This window comes from Rhodococcus sp. BH5 (assembly GCF_027583855.1).
GTDB lineage: Bacteria > Actinomycetota > Actinomycetes > Mycobacteriales > Mycobacteriaceae > Rhodococcus_F > Rhodococcus_F qingshengii.
This window is the reverse complement of sequence record NZ_JAJHVW010000017.1, coordinates 1-13,682: the sequence shown is the minus strand read 5'-3', so window position 1 is coordinate 13,682 and position 13,682 is coordinate 1. Positions and strand designations below refer to the sequence as shown.

19 protein-coding genes and 1 pseudogene are annotated in these 13,682 nt (G+C 61.4%); 2 read left to right on the top strand and 18 right to left on the bottom strand.

The features are described 5' to 3' along the window. Positions 1 to 575: 575 nt before the first annotated feature. The 12 genes from RhoBH5_RS28450 to RhoBH5_RS28395 form a co-directional block, all read right to left on the bottom strand. Positions 576 to 1,418, bottom strand: coding sequence for a Fic/DOC family protein (locus RhoBH5_RS28450; RefSeq protein WP_075835814.1), 843 nt, complete (start codon positions 1,416 to 1,418; stop codon positions 576 to 578). Further along, positions 1,415 to 1,630 (bottom strand): antitoxin VbhA family protein, encoded by a 216-nt coding sequence (locus tag RhoBH5_RS28445; protein WP_270009061.1) that lies wholly within the window; start codon positions 1,628 to 1,630, stop codon positions 1,415 to 1,417. The genes RhoBH5_RS28450 and RhoBH5_RS28445 overlap by 4 nt, the downstream gene beginning before the upstream one ends. 118 nt (positions 1,631 to 1,748) lie before the next feature. After that, on the bottom strand, positions 1,749 to 1,916 hold the full coding sequence (locus tag RhoBH5_RS28440) for a hypothetical protein (protein WP_198174637.1): 168 nt from the start codon (positions 1,914 to 1,916) through the stop codon (positions 1,749 to 1,751). Further along, positions 1,913 to 2,137 (bottom strand): hypothetical protein, encoded by a 225-nt coding sequence (locus RhoBH5_RS28435; RefSeq protein ID WP_270009060.1) that lies wholly within the window; start codon positions 2,135 to 2,137, stop codon positions 1,913 to 1,915. Before RhoBH5_RS28435 ends, RhoBH5_RS28440 begins: the two co-directional genes overlap by 4 nt. Beyond that, complete coding sequence (locus RhoBH5_RS28430; RefSeq protein WP_075835822.1) at positions 2,134 to 2,709, bottom strand: DnaB-like helicase N-terminal domain-containing protein; 576 nt, start codon at positions 2,707 to 2,709, stop codon at positions 2,134 to 2,136. The genes RhoBH5_RS28435 and RhoBH5_RS28430 overlap by 4 nt, the downstream gene beginning before the upstream one ends. Before the next feature lie 6 nt (positions 2,710 to 2,715). Further along, positions 2,716 to 3,036, bottom strand: a complete 321-nt coding sequence (locus RhoBH5_RS28425) for a hypothetical protein (protein WP_042925375.1) — start codon at positions 3,034 to 3,036, stop codon at positions 2,716 to 2,718. A 32-nt stretch (positions 3,037 to 3,068) separates the two neighbouring features. Further along, the gene (gene nrdH / locus RhoBH5_RS28420; protein ID WP_270009059.1) at positions 3,069 to 3,299 is read right to left on the bottom strand and encodes a glutaredoxin-like protein NrdH; all 231 of its coding nucleotides are present in this window, start codon (positions 3,297 to 3,299) and stop codon (positions 3,069 to 3,071) included. 567 nt (positions 3,300 to 3,866) lie between these two features. Beyond that, positions 3,867 to 5,432, bottom strand: coding sequence for a ParB/RepB/Spo0J family partition protein (locus RhoBH5_RS28415; protein WP_270009058.1), 1,566 nt, complete (start codon positions 5,430 to 5,432; stop codon positions 3,867 to 3,869). Positions 5,433 to 5,518: 86 nt separating this feature from the next. Then, entirely contained in the window at positions 5,519 to 5,773 is a 255-nt protein-coding gene (locus RhoBH5_RS28410) for a hypothetical protein (protein WP_270009057.1), read from the bottom strand. Positions 5,774 to 5,846: 73 nt separating this feature from the next. Next, a complete protein-coding gene (locus tag RhoBH5_RS28405; protein WP_007734790.1) occupies positions 5,847 to 6,056 on the bottom strand; it encodes a hypothetical protein in 210 nt (69 codons plus the stop codon). A gap of 32 nt (positions 6,057 to 6,088) precedes the next feature. Continuing rightward, the gene (locus RhoBH5_RS28400) at positions 6,089 to 6,232 is read right to left on the bottom strand and encodes a hypothetical protein (RefSeq protein WP_020971538.1); all 144 of its coding nucleotides are present in this window, start codon (positions 6,230 to 6,232) and stop codon (positions 6,089 to 6,091) included. Between the two features lie 37 nt (positions 6,233 to 6,269). Further along, positions 6,270 to 6,410: a hypothetical protein gene (locus RhoBH5_RS28395; protein WP_270009056.1), complete on the bottom strand. Its 141-nt coding sequence runs from the start codon at positions 6,408 to 6,410 to the stop codon at positions 6,270 to 6,272. 656 nt (positions 6,411 to 7,066) lie between these two features. On the opposite strand from RhoBH5_RS28395, the gene RhoBH5_RS28390 reads away from it, so the two are divergent. Together RhoBH5_RS28390 and RhoBH5_RS28385 are read left to right on the top strand one after the other, a co-directional pair. Next, the gene (locus RhoBH5_RS28390) at positions 7,067 to 8,134 is read left to right on the top strand and encodes a matrixin family metalloprotease (RefSeq protein WP_270009055.1); all 1,068 of its coding nucleotides are present in this window, start codon (positions 7,067 to 7,069) and stop codon (positions 8,132 to 8,134) included. Between the two features lie 173 nt (positions 8,135 to 8,307). Beyond that, positions 8,308 to 8,769, top strand: a complete 462-nt coding sequence (locus tag RhoBH5_RS28385; RefSeq protein ID WP_270009054.1) for a hypothetical protein — start codon at positions 8,308 to 8,310, stop codon at positions 8,767 to 8,769. 685 nt (positions 8,770 to 9,454) lie between these two features. Here the strand turns inward: RhoBH5_RS28385 and RhoBH5_RS28380 are convergent. The 6 genes and pseudogenes from RhoBH5_RS28380 to RhoBH5_RS28355 all read right to left on the bottom strand — a co-directional run. Then, positions 9,455 to 9,781 carry a hypothetical protein gene (locus RhoBH5_RS28380; protein ID WP_270009053.1) on the bottom strand — a complete coding sequence of 109 codons (327 nt, stop codon included), beginning with the start codon at positions 9,779 to 9,781 and terminating at the stop codon, positions 9,455 to 9,457. After that, entirely contained in the window at positions 9,778 to 10,581 is an 804-nt protein-coding gene (locus tag RhoBH5_RS28375; RefSeq protein ID WP_270009052.1) for a hypothetical protein, read from the bottom strand. Before RhoBH5_RS28375 ends, RhoBH5_RS28380 begins: the two co-directional genes overlap by 4 nt. 191 nt (positions 10,582 to 10,772) lie before the next feature. Beyond that, entirely contained in the window at positions 10,773 to 12,530 is a 1,758-nt protein-coding gene (gene arsA / locus RhoBH5_RS28370; RefSeq protein ID WP_270009051.1) for an arsenical pump-driving ATPase, read from the bottom strand. Positions 12,531 to 12,550: 20 nt separating this feature from the next. Next, the gene (gene arsD, locus RhoBH5_RS28365; protein WP_270009050.1) at positions 12,551 to 12,958 is read right to left on the bottom strand and encodes an arsenite efflux transporter metallochaperone ArsD; all 408 of its coding nucleotides are present in this window, start codon (positions 12,956 to 12,958) and stop codon (positions 12,551 to 12,553) included. Positions 12,959 to 13,018: 60 nt separating this feature from the next. Further along, a complete protein-coding gene (locus RhoBH5_RS28360; protein ID WP_270009049.1) occupies positions 13,019 to 13,429 on the bottom strand; it encodes an arsenate-mycothiol transferase ArsC in 411 nt (136 codons plus the stop codon). A 27-nt stretch (positions 13,430 to 13,456) separates the two neighbouring features. Next, positions 13,457 to 13,682 (bottom strand): annotated as a pseudogene (locus RhoBH5_RS28355) (thioredoxin-disulfide reductase); the annotation flags it as partial.

Genomic DNA, 13,682 nt, shown 5'->3' with positions numbered 1-13,682 from the left:
TTTTGATGATTGACCTGCTGATACAGGGTCTCTGGTGGTGTCTCCGGCCGGCAGTGGAAGCGCTGGTATCCGCAGGTCCAGATTTGGTCGTGTTCGTCGTCCCTGTGCTGGTGGGTGCGGGATTTTCGTTCTTCGCGGCGTGGGCTGTTTTCGGGTTGTTGATGCTTGTTCGGTGGTTGATTAGGAAGTACTGGCCGGCTCGGCAGCAACGCCTGTAGTGATTTAGTCGCGGTTTGATCGCAGGGTGAAGGGCACGTCGCCGCCGGGTTAAGCGGCGGCGGCGCGCTTCTCTCTGGTTTTCAGGTTACGTGCGAGTGTGTCTGACACGAGTCGGAATCTGTCCTACGGTGGGTTGATGAATCAGTCAACGCCGGTGACGCAGCCGTGTTCAGAAGTGATCTCGCCGGGCGTTGGGTGCGGTGGGGTGTGGGTGTCGATGCCAACTGTGGTCGGCGGTTCACAGCGTTCGGGGAAGTGTGAGACGTGTGGGAGTACCCGGCGGACGCCGAACGTGCCGACAGTTTCGTATGTCGTCGATGCGGCTGACCTGCGCTGACTCCGCGCAATCGCGAGGGTCAGTCTCTGCCGAGGTCGTGTTCGCGTTTCGGTGTGGCCGGCCGTTTCGGTGTGGTGTCTTCGGGGGCCGCGCTGCGGGCACGGTGCGTGGGTGATGCGGGGAAGCTCATGCGGGCGCGGTTGGCGATGTCGCTGAGTTCGTTGGGGTTGTAGGGTTCGCGGTTTCCGCTGCGTAGGTGCTCGATCATCGCTTTGTGGTGCTCGGCTACCTCGAGGTGGATGACGTTGCCTTGAGTTTTGGCGAGGGTGGGTGGTTCGGTGTTGTTGCGGTGTACGCCGGGGGCGAGGACGTCGCGGAGTGGTGTGTGGGTTGCTTCCATGGCGACGTAGCGGGCTGCTTGTACTGCGGAGGCGTGGACTTTTTGCCAGTCGATGGTCCAGCCGGAGGATTTGAGGAGTTCGTCGAAGAAGACTCGTTGTGTGCGGGAGTTGCCGTCTCGGAATGGGTGCAGGACGGTGGTTTCGCCCCAGTGGTAGGCGAGTCGGTCGACGGCGCGGTCTTTCGGGAGTCCTTGGGGGAAGTTGTCTTTGGCGATTCCGCGGAAGATGAATGCGGCTTGGTTTTCGATGTGTTCGGGTCGGCAGTGTGGGAGGTTCATGCCGACGGCGCCTGTGTCGCGGGTGCGGAGGGTGCCGGCCCAGTCGTAGACGTCTTGCAGGATGAATTGGTGGATCTTTTTCAGGTGTTCGAAGTCGAAATTGCCTGCGATGGGCTGTGTTTCGAGTTGCAGGATGCGCTGATAGGCGGCTGCTCGTTCATCCTCGAGGAGTGCTTGGGGGTCGGTGTGCCCGAGTTTGTTGATCAGGACCCCGGTTTCGGGGTCGACGTACGGGTCTTTCAACTGCGGGCAGCTCGGCGGCGGCGGTTTTCGGCGAGGACGAGTGCGACTGCTTCGTCGCCGGTGATTTCTCCGCGTAGTTGCCGGCGTCCGATTTCGATGTCGTAGTCGGTGGGTTCCATGCCGGCCATGCGGTGGCCGGCGGTGGCGGCGGTGATGGCTCGGTCGATCTGGGCTTCGGTCATGTGCGACTGTGCGTTGCGTGCAGTGGTCACCGGTGCTCCTTCGTCGACTCGGGCGAGTGTGGTGGTGCGCGGGGGAGCTGCGCACCGTTCTCTATTCTACCTGATCATTGCCTGTTTCCTGCGGTCAGCAACGGTTGTGGGGCGGTGTTCAGAACAGAGTGTTTTGGGTTTGTGCGGCTGCGTTGTCGGTGCGTTTCTCGTAGGCGGCTGCGAGGGTTTGCGCGGCGGTGGGGCTGCATCCCATTTCGGTGCCGATTTCGTCCCAGTCGGCACCGTGGTGGTGCAGCTGCCAGGCGTCGTGCTCGTCGTCGTTCATGTTCTGGGTTCCTGTCTGCTCGAGGGCGACCTTCGGAGTTTGGCCGCTTTCAGGAAGCTGTAGGTCGAAAGGGCGAGTAATCCGACTCCGGAAATGAGGGTTCGGCTGGTTCCGATGGTGAAGTCCAGGGCTGCGACGGCGAGGGCGAGGACACCGAAGATGCTGTGTTTCACCACCCCCGGCCTGCTGATTCGCTGATCTGGCTTGTCTGGAGTGTTCATGCTCGGCCTTCGCGGATGGCGGCGAGGCGTTGGGAGGCTGCGCGGCGTTCGCGGCCGATGCTGAGCAGGTGCTCGAACAGTTGGTCTTCGGGGAGTTCTTCGGCGGCTTGGGCGAGGGATCGTGCTGCTTCGCGGAATCCGCGGCGGTAGGCCTGGGTGAGGACTGCGGCGATGTTGTGCTCGAGTTCAGCGGACGGGACGCCGATGGTGGTGATGTCGGTGAGTGCTTTGGTGAGCTGTTTCCCGAGGTGCCCGCTGGTGCGTCCTTCCTGCTGCAAGGTGGTGAAGACGTGGGCACTGTTGTGAGGTTTGCCGGCAGTGACTAGCTCCTCGATGGCGGTGAACAGTGCTGCGTTCACGGGTCGGTAGAAGTCGGCGCTGGTCAGAGCTGCGACGGCACGCTTCGCACTCTCGGCCGGCGCCCAGAGCAGCGAGCAGAGGAGTTGAGCCTCGACGTCGAGGGCGGTGCTGTATTCGTCGATCTCGCCTTCGTTGTCGGTGAGGTCGTCGAAGTCGGGGACGGTGGCCAGTGAGAGTGTCACGTCGGGGTCCTTGCTGTCGCCGGTGGGCATGGGAGGTCAGGGTCGCGGTGAGGTGAGTTGCCGGTGGCTGCGCAGGATCTCGGCGGCTGCGCGGAGGTTGCGGGCTGCGTCCTCGAGGTGAGTTGCGATGTCCTGGTCATGGCCGGCAACAACTTCGGCGGTGTCCGTGCCGGGGGCGGTGTAGAGGGTGTGTAGCTCTTCGCGTGCATCACTGATTCCGGCGAGGGAGTCGTCGAGGGCGGCGAGCATGGTGCGGAGTTTGCGGTCGACGGATTCGCTGTCGCGGCGGAGCTCGGCGTCGAGTGCGCGGTCGACGAAGTCTGCATCGGGGGTGAAGGTGAATGCTGCTGCGGTCATGGTGTCCTCGTTTCGCTGGTGAAAGTGTGTGGTCAGGCGGCCGGGGTGAGCTTGGAGATTTCGTCGGGACGGAATCCACTCCAGTGGTTTTCTCCTGCGACGACGACGGGGGCTTGCAGGTATCCGAGACTCATGACGTAAGCGCGGGCCTGTGCGTTTTCGGTGATGTCGATGACGTCGTATTCGATTCCCGCTTTGTCGAGTGCGCGGTACGTGGCATTGCATTGCGCACATGCGGGTTTGGTATATACGGTGATCGCCATTGTCATTCCCCCTTGTCGGTGATTCTTTATTGATTTCATTCTATCGAACAATGCGATATAAGCCAATACTTTCTCGGGTATTTCTTCGATTAGTTTCCGCGTTAGCTAATGGCATCTTCAATCATTTTACGCATTCTTTCACTAATCCAAACCATGATGTACACAGCTGCTTCCATGCGCCCTACCAGCATTTTTGCCCCTCCCCCGGTATGTGCCGATATTCTGGTCTCGGCGGGAGTGAGTCAAGGTGAGTGTAGGAAAAAATATCGTAGCGCCTTTGTTCGAGTGTGCGAGTGCGCGTGTGGATATTATTTCTGGAGCGGCCTTGATGCGCGAGTGTCGGGATAGAAGAATGTTCACACCGGGGCGGGTCGGTTCCTTTTCCTTGCGCTTTTGTCGTGGTTCGTGGCCGGCGGCCGGGTGCTTTCTTGTGTGTCTGTGGTGGTGTCCGTATTCCGCCCTTCCGGTCCGCCGGTGGCTCTGACCGCCGGCCGGGGGCGGAAGGTGCGGGGCGGAAGGGCGGACGGTCCCCAGCCCTTTCGGGCTGGGGATCGCCGCTTCATCGGGTCAGTCGATCGCGACCTCGTCGAATGTGAGCTGTCCGGTGATGATTTCCTCGACGGCGGCGAGGGTGTAGCCCAGTTCCATCAGGAAACTGAGGTACTGGTCGGCGTTCTTGGGCTTGGATCGCCATGCGTCTTTGACCATGCGGGACTCTTGCGCGGCGATCACCAGCGCGAGGAGCAGCACCTGAGCGCGAGCCTCGGACACCTTCGCCACTTGCTCGGCCAACTCTCGGCCGGGGTAGTAGCCCTTGAATCCGAGCAGCTCACCGAGTGATTCCGCTGCCTTGTATTCCGAGATCAGTCCGGGATCGCGGGCGAGGGTGGTCGCGACGTAGGCCGCTGCCGTTTTCGGTGGGGTCTTGCGGGCGAGCAAGGTTGTGCGCAGGAACTCGCGGCGGACGGTGGTCGCGGCCTCGGCCTGCTTGTTCAGCTCGCGGACTCGTCGGCGTTCCTGCTTGTCCTTCGCTTCCTGCTCGCGCACTGCCCGAGCTGCCTCGGCGGGGCCGTTTCCGCTGCCACCTGCGGCGGCGGGAACTGCGTCGATGATCGGGCGCGGCTCGAGTCCTGCGCCTTCCTGGTCGATGCACCAGTATTCCGGGAGGTATTCGGGCCGGTAGTCGACGGTGTTGGCGTGCCGTAGCCCTTCGTCGGGTACGGCGGAATCGTCGTCTTCGGTGTCCCAATCGACGTCGTCGTAATCGACGCGCTCGTCGGTGGCTTTGTCGAAAAAGGCGTCGTTCAATCCCAGGAACACTGCCCAGAACTGCGGGGCTGCGTCGATCATGTCCGGGGTGACCTCGTCGCCGTCTGTGGTGACCAGGTCGGATGGGGACGGCACCTCCTCCCCGAAACTGATGTGATCGTGCGGAAGGATCGTAAATCCCTTCTCCTCGAACGGGGCTGCGGCGAGGGCGTATGCCTCCCGTTCTTCGCGCAACCCGCGTAGTCGCTCCGCTACGTGGTCGAAGTTGTAAGGCCGTGTGGTCAGGAGCTTTTCGACGGCTTCGGTGTCTCCTGCTTCCTCGAACTCGGCCACTACTGCCGCGTGTGCGAGGTCGAGCTGTCCGGCGTCGAGGGCGGCGCGGGCTGCCTCGGCTTTCCCTACCGCTGCCTGGGCTTTCACGTCCTTTTTGTCCATCGCGAGGGTCTTGGACACCTTCGTGATGGATGCGCCGAATTCGAGCATCTGCGCCACTCCTCGGGTGTGCTGAGCTGCCGTCAGCCCTTCGCGGTGCCGGTTGGCGGTGATCTGCTTGCCGATCCGGTCGACGGCGCGGGCCTTGTCGCTGCCTTCGGTGTCGGGGTAGATCACGACGGGGATGCTGGTCAGGCCGGTTTCGCGGGCTGCGAGGGTGCGGCGCTGGCCGTCGCGGACGACGATCGTTCCGTCTGCGGTTCGGACGGCGCTGATCGCTTCGAGTACTCCGTTTTCGCGGATGGATTCGACGAAGTCGGGGGTCTGCGCCAGATCGACGCTGTCGCGGACGTTCTCGCCGATGTCGAGGGCGTCGGGGTGCAGCTGCGCGACCTCGAGTGCTGCGGCGGGGGCGGTGTGTGTTGCGGTCATGGTGTTGCCTCTCGTAGACTTCGGGACACGACACCGGGCAGATATCAGCTGCCCGGTGTTGTGTTGTTTCCGTGGGCTTTTCGGTCTCAGGCTGTGGCCGGTTCCAAGATCACTTGATCGGCCGTGGGGTGGCGGTCTCGGCAGTTATCGGCCTCGATGTGTGCGTCCATCAGGTCGGAGGCGTGGCCGTGGTAGTCGAGTGCGATGAGCAGCTCCACGAACACGTCGATTTCCGAGCAGCAGTTGTGCTCGACGACGCTGTCGAGATATTCGGCTGTCTCGAACAACTGCGCCCAGGCATCTGCTTTCTCGCAGATGTTGTGCAGGTCGTAGCCGTACATCGTTTTCTCCTTCGATCGGGCGGTTGTGGTCGGTCATGCTGCGCGTCCTTGCGTGTGACGGATGGGTGGGTGGTTAGTTGGTGGGGGTGGCGGCGGCGTCGATGTCCTCCTCGGTGTGTCCGGCGTCGCGGGCTGCGGCGCGGGCGGCTGCGAAGGCATCGACCAGGGCGGTGACGTCGATGAATCCTTCGCGGCTGCGGTCGAACATCGCTGCATCGAGCGCTGCGGTCGCCTCGACAACGGCGACGAGCGCGGGTGCGAGGGTGTCGGTTTCGGTGCTCATGTGGGGCTCCTTTGTGGTGGGTGGTGGGTCGCTCAACCGCAGATGCAGTCCTCGTCGCCGGATCGTTGCGCGGTGCAGGCGTAGTCGCCGGGGTCCGGGTAGATGCACATCTGCGTGTCGTCTGTCATTGCAGGGCAGGAGGTTTGGCCGCAGTCGCAGTTCGTCTCGTTGCTCATCGGTTTTCCTTTGCTCGAGGTTGGTGGGTGGTTGTCGTTACTCGGCGTTGACGCACTGTGCGGCGTCGTTGTGCATGCGAGGGCAGGAGTAGTCACCGCACCCGCAAGTCAGTCCGGCGTAGTGGCTGGTTGCCGCGCCGTAGTCGCCGCCCTCGGTGTAGTCGTAGCCGTCGCTCATCGGTGACCTTTCGTTCGTGGCTGGGGACCAATCCCGTGCCCCGCCAATTTTTTTGCCCTTCTGGCATAGGAGAGTTGGACCGGCATGAGGGGGCCGGAGTGCAACTGATGAGCGGAAGAGTTTTTCTGCGAGCTTGCGAGTGCGGGTTGAAAAAGTCTTTCGAGCCGAAGGCCGGAGCGAAGCGGAGTCAGCGGTTGCGCGCAGGTCACCGCCGGTCAAAATCGGAAGGCCAGAAGGGAAAACAAATAGAACGCTTTTGCAGACGGAGCGAAGCGGAGTTCTCTTCGGGGGACACCGCAGGTGGCCGGGCCGCCGGGCAGGCGGATGCAGTCGGTGATCCGACCGACTGGGCTCAGTGCCTGACATTTACTCCATGAGAAACTGAAATCAGAAATAGGCCGTTTCCACGTAACGCGATTTGGCCGGTGGAGCGCATACGCCTAGTTCTAAAGTAGTAATTTGGCGAACCATACCGGATTTCAGTGAAACACCTAGCCTAAAATCGTACCTAAATGCAATCACTAGTTCCGATTTGATTACAAAATCTTACTCTACGTTTAACACACCACACGGTTTGGTTTCAAAATGATGTTCCATTCATGCGGAAGGAAGTTTCATTGAAGATTCACCGCTGGAGGCGCACACGTTCGCGTTTGATGACACCACTCGTCATCTTCACTGCCATCGCCGCAACCCTGCTGGCTGCCCCCGGAGTAGCGCATGCAGATCAATACAGAAACGGGCACTGGATCTTTGGATCCATCGAGCAAGAATTTCTCAGGTTCCTCAATCCGAACGGTTCTTCGCGAATCGGTGAACCGACAAGCGATGAACTACTTGCCGGCGCATCCGGGGAAGGGAGGTGGCAGGAGTTCGGTTATACGAATCGCATTTTCTGGACCGCAGCTGTCGATCCAGGTCGTGGCCGGCAAGTCGGAGGACTGATCTTGTCCAAGTACCTGACCCCTAACATTAAATACGAGAAGGGTGTACTCGGATATCCGGTCACTTCCGAGGAACAGGCTGTGGGTGGTCGGTACAACAATTTTCAGAACGGCGCGATCACCTATCAAAACGGTGCTATTGCGGCATATGCCACATACGGCGACATCCGGACGCAATGGGGCGCGAGCGGGTGGGAGACCGGACCGTATGGATTCCCGTCAACTGATCCCTACCAGTGCACAGAGGAAACCAACGCGAATGGTGTTTATGGCAATGGCAAGGGGCAAACTTTCCTCAACGGAAATAAGTACTTTACCTCCGGCGCGGACAGTTCCTTCATCAATCCGGGCAGCGAGTCTGTCAACACAGCTCTCAAAACGCTAACCTATAAGGGAACGACAAAATATACCAATGCACTGAATTCCACAAAGCTCATATGGAACGCACGCGGCCTGGTTCAGATTCAGCAATCCTCTGATCCGAATCTGGCTGATGTAACAATCAGCGACTATAACCAGCCAGGTGGGGCGGTAGGTTTCTACGATAAAGCATCGCGAACTGTTCAGTTCAATGATGCCTATCTGAGTGCGACAACCTATCCGAACAACATGTACAGCACGCTGGCCAGGCAGACAAACCTCGTTGCACACGAATTTGGACACGCGATGGGGATGGGTCATAGCTGCCAAACGGCGTTGATGGATCCGATAAGTAGCAATGTCACTCAGCTGAACATCGTCGACAAAACCGCTTTCTCGCAGATGTGGAGTTTCCCATGACATGGAGTCACACCCTGAAGCCCATCACTGCAGTGCTCGCTCTTACCGCGGTCTCCGCTTTTTCCGCGGCGTGTTCAACTCCTTCGTCACCGACCGCTCCCATCGTTGATTCCGCTGTCGTTCAGCCGACGGAGGGTGTCAGCTCTCTAAGTAGAGTCGAGGCGTTGGAGGGTATGTACCCGTACGACGTATCCAATCCACAGATGGTCGCATATCAAGCTGACACCATTGTTGTCGGCACGGTCACCGAGAAACTGGCTTCCATATCGAGACTTGGCGCCGTGCCCGAGACGCAACATACAGTTCATGTCAATTCTGTTCTGAAGGGTGATGTGGGAGATGAGATCACCGTTTCGCAATCGGGCGGTCTCATAGAGGAAACCGACACTCTCGTCTTAATGGAGGATGTTCCACTGTTGACTGTAGGTTCTGCATACGTCTTGTCTCTTGTGTTTGATCCAGCGGTCAACTTCTATACAGTTATCGCCTTCGCTGGCCAGCAGGAAATACCGGCCGAAGCCGCGAAAGCCATCGAGGAAGCTCCACAACAACGAGGTGGCACGACAAATGAACCGGAGGCAGTCACGGTTATGCGTGACGCTGTCGCCGATCCAATTAATCCGTTCGTGGAGTAGCGTCCCTGGCACTGTCGGTGGTTGTATGCCTTCGTTTGGCACGCAACCACCGACTTCAAGGAGCTAGAGGGATGAAGTGCAACTGCTTGTTTTGCACTTCCAGCGTCATAACGGCCTCGTACGCTTCAGGTAGCGGATACCCACACATTCCATCAACCGGAAGGGCAACCCTGACAGCATTCCCGGTGGCGTCTACTAGCCACACCACCGGCGTGGAAGCGCTTGATGCCGTGGGGCACTCACCAGACCACGGCGATTTGGGAGACTCTCGATTCAACTGCGCCACTACTTGCGCCATGTCCCCGATTCTAGATGTCTCCAGAAGGACTGCCTCGCTTGAGTCGTTTGTGTATTCAAGGAACTGGCACACCACAACAGATGTCGGCTCGAAGTCGTCAGGAATCGTGCCCGCCGGAGGTAGAGCATCCGACATTGGCTCTGGGGGCTGTACTGGTACAGGTATCGCCGCCGAGAGCACCTCCGGTGCCAAACATGTGGAGTGATCGACCACACCCCCCGAAGGCAACGCCGCTGGGGCCCGTTTCTCGTCGAGGACGCGGAAGGCGATCAGCCCACCGACCACGAGAACAGCGACCAAAACTACCGTTATGAGCCCTGTACGAAATCGCCGCATACCTAACACTATGCCGACCACCTATTGCCTACTGGATAGTTCAAGTCGGTCCTACACTTCGGTAACCGCATCGGCGGTCACCAGCATGTCGATCACGACGAGATTGGTTCCGCCGGCATCGGTGACGCGCACGGTTACTCCGGCCAGCCATTGACCGTCGTGCATTTTGGCCCAGAATTTCAAAACCCCGTCGAGGTATCCGGACATGTAGAGCGCGGAGGTTTTCACGCGCATGCTCACGTGATCGGCGCGTGAGGCTCCTCCGCGTCCGAGCGGGAGCGCGCGGCCTATGTCGACTTTCACTGCCCTCGGTGGGTCGAATGTCCTGATCACGGGGTGGTCGGGCCAGCGTTCGGTCCAGTGGTCGGTATTGATCACTGTGCCGCCCGGAGCGGCGGTGTCGCGGTGAGGCTGTTGTCGTCGACGGTGGCCCAGCGGAGTTGTCGGGTGTCGTCGCAGATTTCCATGCGGCCTGTGCGTTGTTGGAATCCTTTGCCGGCGGCCGCGACGTCGAGCTGAACGCCTGTCACTCGCCCTCTCCCCGCTGATAATCCTGTGTATCCGGCGACTCGGGATGAGATTCGCAGATCCGGGCCGTCCCATTGCCCCTCAGTGACGATAAGCAGCGATCCCTTACTCCTTGCACGTGCAGCGACCGCTCGTCCTCGTGAGGGCGTTACAGCGCCACCAGAGAGTCCCAGGACAACCACGTCGAATCCCTCCAGCAGAATTGCGGCGCAGTCGATTGCAGCGTCCTTGGGCTGGGGCACGAGGGCGACCTTCGCCAAGTCGCCGCCTTGCTCGTGGAAGGCGAGGAGTCCGAGTCCGGGCATTCCGATCACCGCCACGTGCCCACCGGCAGCGGTGACAGTGGCGAGGAGTCCGATCAGGACCGATGCTGCGCCGTCGACGCTGACGACGGTTCCGCGTGCCAGTCCCCCACGTGGGAGCAGATCACCGATCGGCTCCGGGACGGGAAGCATCCGGAGGGTCGATTGCGCGGTGGCCACGATCGGGGTCGGCTCGCGCTCGCCTACGGGTTTGAGCATCACCGACGGCGTGGCTGGTTCGGTGCCGTCGGAGCAGGCAGGGATCGAGGCCATCTTGCGGCGTAGCTGTTCGAGCTTTTCCGCCTCGGTCAGCACTGTTGTTGCTGATGAGTGGGGCTGTTGGTTCATCGTCGCCCCCGCTTTCCTGGATCCGCGTACACTCCCGCACACCCAGGGTACTCGAACATAAGTTCGACTAACACCAGCCGAGGCCACCCCGATTCCTACTGTCGGGCGACCTGCTCGGGCAAGCTCGGGTCGTTGTCCTTTGGCTGTTGACCGCAGTCGGGGTTCGTAGTGCTCGACTTTTGGAGCAGGGGCTATGCCTTGCTCAGAGCTGCCAGGGCGGCTTCGCCGATGGGTTCTTCGGCGAGCATCGGGACGATAGCGGTTCGCTGGCTGTATTTGTTTGTGATGCTGCCGATTTCGCTGACTTCACCGGCAGCGCGCTGTTGCAGGAGCGGCGAGGTCGGTTCGGCAGCGGCGAGGGAGTTGTTGACCACCCATGCCCAGGGTTCGATGCCTGCGCGCTGCAGATCAGCTTGCAGACCGGCAGCTTCGAGGACCGGTGTGGTTTCGGCGAGGGTCACGAGCAGGACCTTCGTGGCGTTTGGGTCCTGGAGTCGCATCAATGGGGTGGTGAAGTTCGTGTTCTCTCCCATCTGGCGGGCGATTTCCCGGTGGTAGGAGCCGGTGGCGTCGAGGAGCAACAAGGTGTGACCAGTCGGGGCGGTGTCGACGACGACGAATTTGCGGCTCGATTCGTGGATGACCCGCGAAAATGCTTGGAAGACTGCTACTTCCTCGGTGCAGGGCGATCGGAGGTCTTCGGCGAGGTTGGCGCGTCCGCGTTCGTCGAGGTTCTTGCCTTTGCTGGTCAAGACCCTGGTGCGGTACTGCTCGGTGGCCTCGGCGGGGTCGATGCGGGAGACCTGGAGGTTGGCGAGTTCTCCGCCGAGAGTGTCAGTGAGGTGCGCTGCGGGGTCGGTGGTGGTCAGGTGCACCTGATGGCCGCGTTCGGCGAGGGCGACAGCGATCGCGGCGGCGATGGTGGTCTTGCCGACTCCGCCTTTGCCCATGCACATGATCAGGCCGTGATCATCTGTGTCGAGTTCGTCGATCAAGGAGGCGAGAGGAGCGCTGGGCAGCTGCGGGGCCGGGTCCGCTGGGGCGGCAGATAACGGGCTGGGATCGGTGGTGAAGAGGCCTTCGAGTGCGTCGATACCAACGATGTTGGCCGCTTTGAGGGGGACCTGATCGGTGGGTAGTTGCGCCAATTCGGTTGGCAGGGCGGCGATCGCGGCTTGCTCTCGTCGGCGGATCGCGGTCGCGAGTGGATCGGTGTCGTCGGCCGGTTCAGGGAGGACTCCGTTGATGACGACGTGTTGGTGGGTCAGTCCGATGTCGGCCAGTTCGCGGTGGGTGCGGGTGATTTCGGCGAGCGTCGAACGCTGGGCGCGCGAGACCAGGACGAGGCGGGTCCGCTGCGGATCTGCGAGGGCGGCAACGGCGTCGGCGTAGATGGTGCGCTGCTTGTCGAGTCCGGACAGCGGCCCGAGGCACGATGCGTCGCCTTTGCCGTCGTCGAGGAACTCGGTCCACGATCCGGGAAGCTGCAAGAGCCGGATGGTGTGCCCGGTCGGGGCGGTGTCGAAGAGGACATGGTCGAAGCCCGCGGTGATCTCATCGCTCCCGGAGAGCAGTCCGGTGAATTCGTTGAACGACGCTATTTCGGTGGTGCAGGACCCGGAGAGCTGTTCGGCGATCGCCACGATCTCCTTCTCGGGGAGCAGCCCGCGGACGGGACCGATGATCCGCTCGCGATAGGCGGCAGCGGCTTGTTCCGGATCGATCTCGAGCGCCGACAATCCGGGAGCGGCGGAGATCGGGGTGATGGTGTTGCCGATGCTCACACCGAACACCTGCCCGACGTTGGAGGCGGGATCGGTGCTCACGAGCAGCACTTTCTTCCCGGCGCGAGCGAGGGTGATCGCGCTCGCGCACGCGATGGAGGTTTTACCGACACCGCCTTTGCCGGTGAAGAACAGGAATCGGGGCGCGTTGCTGAGGAACTTCATGTCCGGTGTGAGCGCTTTCTTCAGCAGCAGGTGGTGGAGTCGGTGTCGTCGGTGGAGCAGCATGCCGAGGTGTCGGAGAGTCCGAGCGTGGCGATCCCGGCCGGCGCCTCAGCCGTTGCGGGTTCGGTGATGCCTGCCCATTTCGCGAGTTGGCTGCGGGTCGGATATGTACCGGTCAGGGCGGTGACTCCGTCAACGAGCGCCAGCGGGAGTCCTTCGGAGCCGGAGATCTTGAGGAACGCTGCGACGGTGCTGTTTTCGGCGAAGGCAAGGGGGTCGTTGGCGAGGTTGTGACGAGCGATGGTGCCGCCGTTGCTAGCGACCCAGTCGAGGTCGGCGGTGAAGGTGATCAGCGCTTGGTCGACGTCGTCGCCGCAGACGCCGGTGTTGCAGCACAGGGCGGGTTCGAATACTTCGATGGTGCTCATGGTGATGTTCTCTTTCTAGCTTCTCGAGTCTTCGATGGTGCGGGTTCTACCGATCCGGTGTCAGCGGGTCGCGAGACGCTCGGCGAGGGCGTCGACGCGGGCGGCGATGTCGTCGCGGACAAGGCGCATTCGTTCGATTCCGTCGATTCCGCGTTCGGACGGCTCGTCGGTGTCCCAGTTCTCGAAGTCGGTACCGGCGACGGGATCGACCTTCGCTTCGCTGCCGAGAGTGACGACGAGGTCGACATCGCGCACCAGTTGCGGATCGATCAGTGTCGGAGTTTCACCGGTGATGTCCACCCCGACTTCGAGGAGGGTTTCGGCGGACAGGGCGTTGACCGCGTCACCGGGTTTCGTGCCGGCCGAGTACACGTCCACCTGGTCGCCGGCGGCTTTGCGCATGAGACCGGCGGCCATCTGAGACTTTCCGCCGTTCTTGACGCACACGAACAGCACTGAAGGCGTGCTCATCGAAGTTCCTTTCGCTGGGTGTGGGAGTCAGACGGCGTCGACCGTGTGGCCGGCTGCGTCGAGCGTGTTGGCGGTGATGTCGCCGCGGTCGGCCAGCCAGCGTTCGGCGTCGATTGCTGCGGAGCATCCAGTGCCGGCAGCGGTGATCGCCTGGCGGTACGTGTGATCGACCAGGTCACCGGCAGCGAAGACGCCGTCGACGGAGGTCGCGGTGGAACCGGGAGCGACGCGCACGTATCCGGCGTCGTCGAGA

Bases quoted from the DNA above. Each gene is read 5' to 3' on its own strand.
- RhoBH5_RS28440 (WP_198174637.1), bottom strand. From the start codon at position 1,916: ATGAACGACGACGAGCACGACGCCTGGCAGCTGCACCACCACGGTGCC.
- RhoBH5_RS28435 (WP_270009060.1), bottom strand. From the start codon at position 2,137: ATGAACACTCCAGACAAGCCAGATCAGCGAATCAGCAGGCCGGGGGTG.
- RhoBH5_RS28430 (WP_075835822.1), bottom strand. From the start codon at position 2,709: ATGCCCACCGGCGACAGCAAGGACCCCGACGTGACACTCTCACTGGCC.
- RhoBH5_RS28425 (WP_042925375.1), bottom strand. From the start codon at position 3,036: ATGACCGCAGCAGCATTCACCTTCACCCCCGATGCAGACTTCGTCGAC.
- nrdH (WP_270009059.1), bottom strand. From the start codon at position 3,299: ATGGCGATCACCGTATATACCAAACCCGCATGTGCGCAATGCAATGCC.
- RhoBH5_RS28415 (WP_270009058.1), bottom strand. From the start codon at position 5,432: ATGACCGCAACACACACCGCCCCCGCCGCAGCACTCGAGGTCGCGCAG.
- RhoBH5_RS28410 (WP_270009057.1), bottom strand. From the start codon at position 5,773: ATGTACGGCTACGACCTGCACAACATCTGCGAGAAAGCAGATGCCTGG.
- RhoBH5_RS28405 (WP_007734790.1), bottom strand. From the start codon at position 6,056: ATGAGCACCGAAACCGACACCCTCGCACCCGCGCTCGTCGCCGTTGTC.
- RhoBH5_RS28400 (WP_020971538.1), bottom strand. From the start codon at position 6,232: ATGAGCAACGAGACGAACTGCGACTGCGGCCAAACCTCCTGCCCTGCA.
- RhoBH5_RS28395 (WP_270009056.1), bottom strand. From the start codon at position 6,410: ATGAGCGACGGCTACGACTACACCGAGGGCGGCGACTACGGCGCGGCA.
- RhoBH5_RS28390 (WP_270009055.1), top strand. From the start codon at position 7,067: ATGACACCACTCGTCATCTTCACTGCCATCGCCGCAACCCTGCTGGCT.
- RhoBH5_RS28385 (WP_270009054.1), top strand. From the start codon at position 8,308: ATGTACCCGTACGACGTATCCAATCCACAGATGGTCGCATATCAAGCT.
- RhoBH5_RS28375 (WP_270009052.1), bottom strand. From the start codon at position 10,581: ATGAACCAACAGCCCCACTCATCAGCAACAACAGTGCTGACCGAGGCG.
- arsA (WP_270009051.1), bottom strand. From the start codon at position 12,530: ATGAAGTTCCTCAGCAACGCGCCCCGATTCCTGTTCTTCACCGGCAAA.
- arsD (WP_270009050.1), bottom strand. From the start codon at position 12,958: ATGAGCACCATCGAAGTATTCGAACCCGCCCTGTGCTGCAACACCGGC.
- RhoBH5_RS28360 (WP_270009049.1), bottom strand. From the start codon at position 13,429: ATGAGCACGCCTTCAGTGCTGTTCGTGTGCGTCAAGAACGGCGGAAAG.